The 4,097-nt window shown below is 66.7% G+C and carries 6 protein-coding genes; 5 read left to right on the forward strand and 1 reads right to left on the reverse strand.

What is annotated here, in order from left to right:
* A partial coding sequence (locus tag H0W38_RS18050) for an ATP-binding protein (RefSeq protein WP_292456666.1) occupies positions 1 to 1,090 on the reverse strand: 1,090 nt, incomplete at its 3' end.
* 39 nt (positions 1,091 to 1,129) lie between these two features.
* Between H0W38_RS18050 and H0W38_RS18055 the strand changes: the two genes are divergently transcribed.
* From H0W38_RS18055 to H0W38_RS18075, 5 genes are all read left to right on the forward strand, one after another.
* Positions 1,130 to 1,858, forward strand: a complete 729-nt coding sequence (locus H0W38_RS18055) for a class I SAM-dependent methyltransferase (RefSeq protein ID WP_292456668.1) — start codon at positions 1,130 to 1,132, stop codon at positions 1,856 to 1,858.
* Between the two features lie 144 nt (positions 1,859 to 2,002).
* Positions 2,003 to 3,223, forward strand: a complete 1,221-nt coding sequence (locus tag H0W38_RS18060; protein WP_292456671.1) for an MFS transporter — start codon at positions 2,003 to 2,005, stop codon at positions 3,221 to 3,223.
* 7 nt (positions 3,224 to 3,230) lie between these two features.
* Positions 3,231 to 3,362 (forward strand): hypothetical protein, encoded by a 132-nt coding sequence (locus tag H0W38_RS18065; protein WP_292456673.1) that lies wholly within the window; start codon positions 3,231 to 3,233, stop codon positions 3,360 to 3,362.
* A gap of 1 nt (position 3,363) precedes the next feature.
* Positions 3,364 to 3,927, forward strand: coding sequence for a bifunctional 2-polyprenyl-6-hydroxyphenol methylase/3-demethylubiquinol 3-O-methyltransferase UbiG (locus H0W38_RS18070; protein ID WP_292456676.1), 564 nt, complete (start codon positions 3,364 to 3,366; stop codon positions 3,925 to 3,927).
* 60 nt (positions 3,928 to 3,987) lie between these two features.
* Positions 3,988 to 4,097 (forward strand): dihydrodipicolinate synthase family protein (locus tag H0W38_RS18075; RefSeq protein WP_292456679.1); only part of this gene is annotated, 110 nt, incomplete at its 3' end.

Here is a 4,097-nt window from a genome sequence, read left to right on the forward strand (position 1 = left end):
GGCGCACGTAGGTGGAGACGAGGCGCAGCGCATCGCGCGAGTTCAGGCGCTCCTTGGTCTGGCCCTGGAACTGCGGATCGAGCACCTTCGCGCTCAGCACGAAACTGGCGCGCGAGAACACGTCGTCAGGCATCAGCTTCACGCCCTTGGGCAACAGCGAATGCAGGTCGATGAAGCCCTTGATCGCGGTGAAGAGGCCGTCTTTCAAGCCCGATTCGTGCGTGCCGCCGGCGATGGTGGGAATCAGGTTGACGTAGCTTTCGCGCAGTGCGTTGCCTTCTTCGGTGAAGGCCACGCACCACGCGGCACCCTCGCCTTCCGCGAAGTTCTCGGTCTCGGTTTCGCGGGCGTAATGCGCGCCCTCGAAGAGCGGGATCACCGGGTCGGCGTTCAGGCTTTGCAGCAGGTAGTCGCGCAGGCCACCTTCATAGCGCCAGCTCTGCACTTCACCGGTTTTCTCGAAGGCAAGCGTCACCGTCACGCCCGGCATCAGCACCGCCTTGCTGCGCAGCAGGTGCACCAGTTCGGCCTTGGGCAGATCGACCGTGTCGAAGTACTTCGGGTCGGGCCAGGCCCGAACGCTGGTGCCCTGCCGGCGATCGGCGGCGCCGGCCTTGCGCGTGACGACCGCCTCCGTCACGTCGCCGCTGCCGAAAGCCAGCGTGGCGACCTTGCCTTCGCGAAACACCGTCACCTGCAGGCGCGTGGACAGCGCGTTGGTCACGCTCACACCAACGCCATGCAGTCCGCCCGAAAAGCTGTAAGCGCCGCCCGATCCCTTGTCGAACTTGCCGCCGGCATGCAAACGCGTGAACACGATCTCGACGACCGGCACTTGTTCTTCGGGATGCAGGCCGAAGGGAATGCCGCGGCCGTCGTCTTCCACGCTCACCGAGCCGTCGGCATGCACCGTCACGGCGATTCGCTGACCGTGCCCCGCGAGCGCTTCGTCTGCCGCGTTGTCGATCACCTCCTGCACGATGTGCAGCGGCGTCTCGGTGCGGGTGTACATGCCCGGACGCTGCTTGACGGGCTCGAGGCCCTTGAGCACACGGATCGATTCTTCGGCGTACTTGCCTTGCTTTGCCATAGGCGGCGGATTGTAGGGAGCGCCCTACACTCGCGCGCCATGAACGACCTCGAGCGCTATTTCCACGCCAACACCGGCAATCTCATCCACAAGTGGCACCACTTCTTCGAGATCTACGAGCGCCACTTCGCCCGTTTTCGCGGCCAGCCGGTGCACATGCTGGAGATCGGCGTGTACCAGGGCGGCTCGCTGCAGATGTGGAAGGACTACTTTGGTCCACAGGCGCACATCTACGGCGTCGACATCAACCCGGCCTGCCGCGAGCTCGAGGAAGACCGCGTCAACATCTTCATCGGCGACCAGGAAGACCGTGCTTTCCTGCGATCGGTGGCTGATGCCATGCCGCGCATCGACATCGTGCTCGACGACGGCGGCCACATGATGAGCCAGTTGCGCTGCACCTTCGAGGAGGTGTATCCGCGGGTCGATCCGAACGGCGTGTACATGGCCGAAGACCTGCTCACGTGCTACCGGCGCGAGTTCGGCGGCGGCATGGGCGCCAGCGCGAGCTTCATCGAATACAGCAAGGGGCTCATCGACCAGTTGCACGCCTGGCACTCCCAGCAACCGGCGCGCCTGGCGGTCAATGACTTCACCCGCAGCACTCATTCGCTGCACTTCTACGACAGCGTGCTGGCCATCGAGAAGCGCCCGATCGAGCCGCCGATGCACAGCAAGACCGGCACCGCGCGCCTGCCCGAGTACCGGCCGCCGCACGGCCCGGGCAGTCCATTGAAGCGCGCCCTGAGGAGCTTCGCCGGCCGTTGAGCGAGAACGGGAGGCTGGCGCAGCAGGCGGTCGCCGAGCCACTTCGCCAAGTGATCCCGGCGAAGCCGGGACTCGCCGTTCGATCGCTCACCGGGCGGGGCGTCTAGCCGGCAGGAACGGCGCCGCTTGGCTACAGTGCTCGCCATGAGCCAGCCCGTCGCGACCGCCAACCGACTGTCGATGACCCAGGTGCTGATCTGCGGTGCCGCCATCGTCACCTTGTCGATGGGCATCCGCCACGGCTTCGGCTTGTGGCTGCAGCCGGTCACCATGGACCGCGGCTGGTCGCGCGAAACCTTCGCCTTCGCGCTGGCGATCCAGAACCTGATGTGGGGCCTGACGGGCCCCTTCGCCGGCATGCTGGCCGATCGCTACGGCGCCTTCAAGGTGCTGCTGGCCGGCGCGCTGCTCTACGCCGGCGGGCTCGTGCTGATGGCGCTGGCCACTTCGGGCCTAGCCTTCACCGGCAGCGCCGGTTTGATGATCGGCATGGCCCAGGCGGGCACCACCTACGCCATCGTCTACGGCGTGATCGGCCGCAATGTGGCGCCAGACAAACGCTCGTGGGCGATGGGCATCACCGCAGCGGCCGGCTCCTTCGGCCAGTTCCTCATGGTGCCGGTGGAGAACTGGCTGATCGGTGCCTTCGGCTGGCAGCAGGCCTTGATCGTGCTCGGCTGTCTGGCGCTGGCGATCGTGCCGCTCGCCTTCGGCCTCAAGGAGCCGGCCGCCCCAGCACCGGTCGGCAGCCAGCAAAGCATCGGCCAAGCCGTGCGCGAGGCCTTCGGCTACCGCAGCTTCCAGTTGTTGATGGCGGGCTATTTCGTGTGCGGCTTCCAGGTCGTGTTCATCGGCGTGCACATGCCGAGCTACCTCAGGGACAACGGGCTCACGCCCGACGTGGCGACCACCGCGCTGGCCCTGATCGGCCTGTTCAACGTGTTCGGCACCTACGCCGCCGGATCGCTCGGCCAGCGCTTGCCCAAGCCACTCCTCCTGAGCTCGATCTACGCGCTGCGGTCTGTGGCGATCGTGGCCTTCCTGCTGTTGCCGCTCACGCCGATGAGCGTGTACGTCTTCTCCGCGGTGATGGGCGTGCTGTGGCTTTCGACGGTGCCGCTGACCAACGCGATGGTCGCGCAGATCTTCGGAGTCAAGCACTTCTCGATGCTCGGGGGCTTCGTGTTCCTGTCGCACCAGATCGGCAGCTTCCTCGGCGTGTGGCTGGGCGGCCGGCTCTACGACAGCACCGGCAGCTACGACGTGGTCTGGTGGATGGCGGTCGGGCTCGGCGTCATGGCCGCCCTGCTCAATCTGCCGGTGCGAGAAACCGCGATCGAACGCGGGTCGGTGCAGCCGGCATGATGGGCGCATGAAGACGACACCGCTTCGCCGCGCCGGACTTTGGGCGCTTGCCGCCGGCGCGCTGGCCGGCGTGTTCCTGGCCTACCGGCAGCCCGACCTGATGGTCGATCTGGCCAACCGGGTGTGGAGCTGTTTCTGACGTGACTCCCGCACACGCCGGCCTCGCGCCATCACCGTGGGTCCGGCGCTGGGCGGCGCTGCTGCCGCCGCATGCGAACGTGCTCGATGTGGCTTGCGGCACGGGCCGACATGTGCGCTGGCTGGCTTCGCTCGGCCACCGCGTCACCGGCATCGACCGCGATGCCGCAGCGCTCGAGCCGCTGCGTGCGCTCGGCGAAACCATCGTGGCCGACATCGAAGCCGGCGCCTGGCCGTTGCCCGATCGGCAGTTCGACGCGGTCGTCGTCACCAACTACTTGTGGCGTGCCCGGCTGCCCGACATCGTCGCCAGCGTCGCACCCGGCGGCCTGTTGATCTACGAAACCTTCGCGGTCGGCAACGAATCGGTCGGCAAGCCTTCCAACCCCGACTTCCTGCTGCGTCCCGGCGAATTGTTGAGCGTGGTGCAGGAGAGCGCGGCGGGCGACTGGCGCGTGCTCGGCTTCGAAGACGGCTTCCTCGACGCGCCCCCGCGCTTCGTGCAGCGCATCGCCGCGGTGCGCGAGCATCCCTCGACCACGACGCCGGCGCGATACCCGCTGTAGCCTCGGCGTTCAGCTGTCAGCAGCGGCTGGTTAAAATCTCGCTATTGCGAGGATCACGTCATGAAACCCATCGTTGGCAGCATCGTTGCGCTCGTCACGCCGATGCTCGAGGACGGCAGCGTGGACTATCCCGCGCTGCGCCGTCTGATCGACTGGCACATTGCTGAAGG

The organism is Methylibium sp., assembly GCF_013817365.1.
Lineage (GTDB): Bacteria > Pseudomonadota > Gammaproteobacteria > Burkholderiales > Burkholderiaceae_C > Methylibium.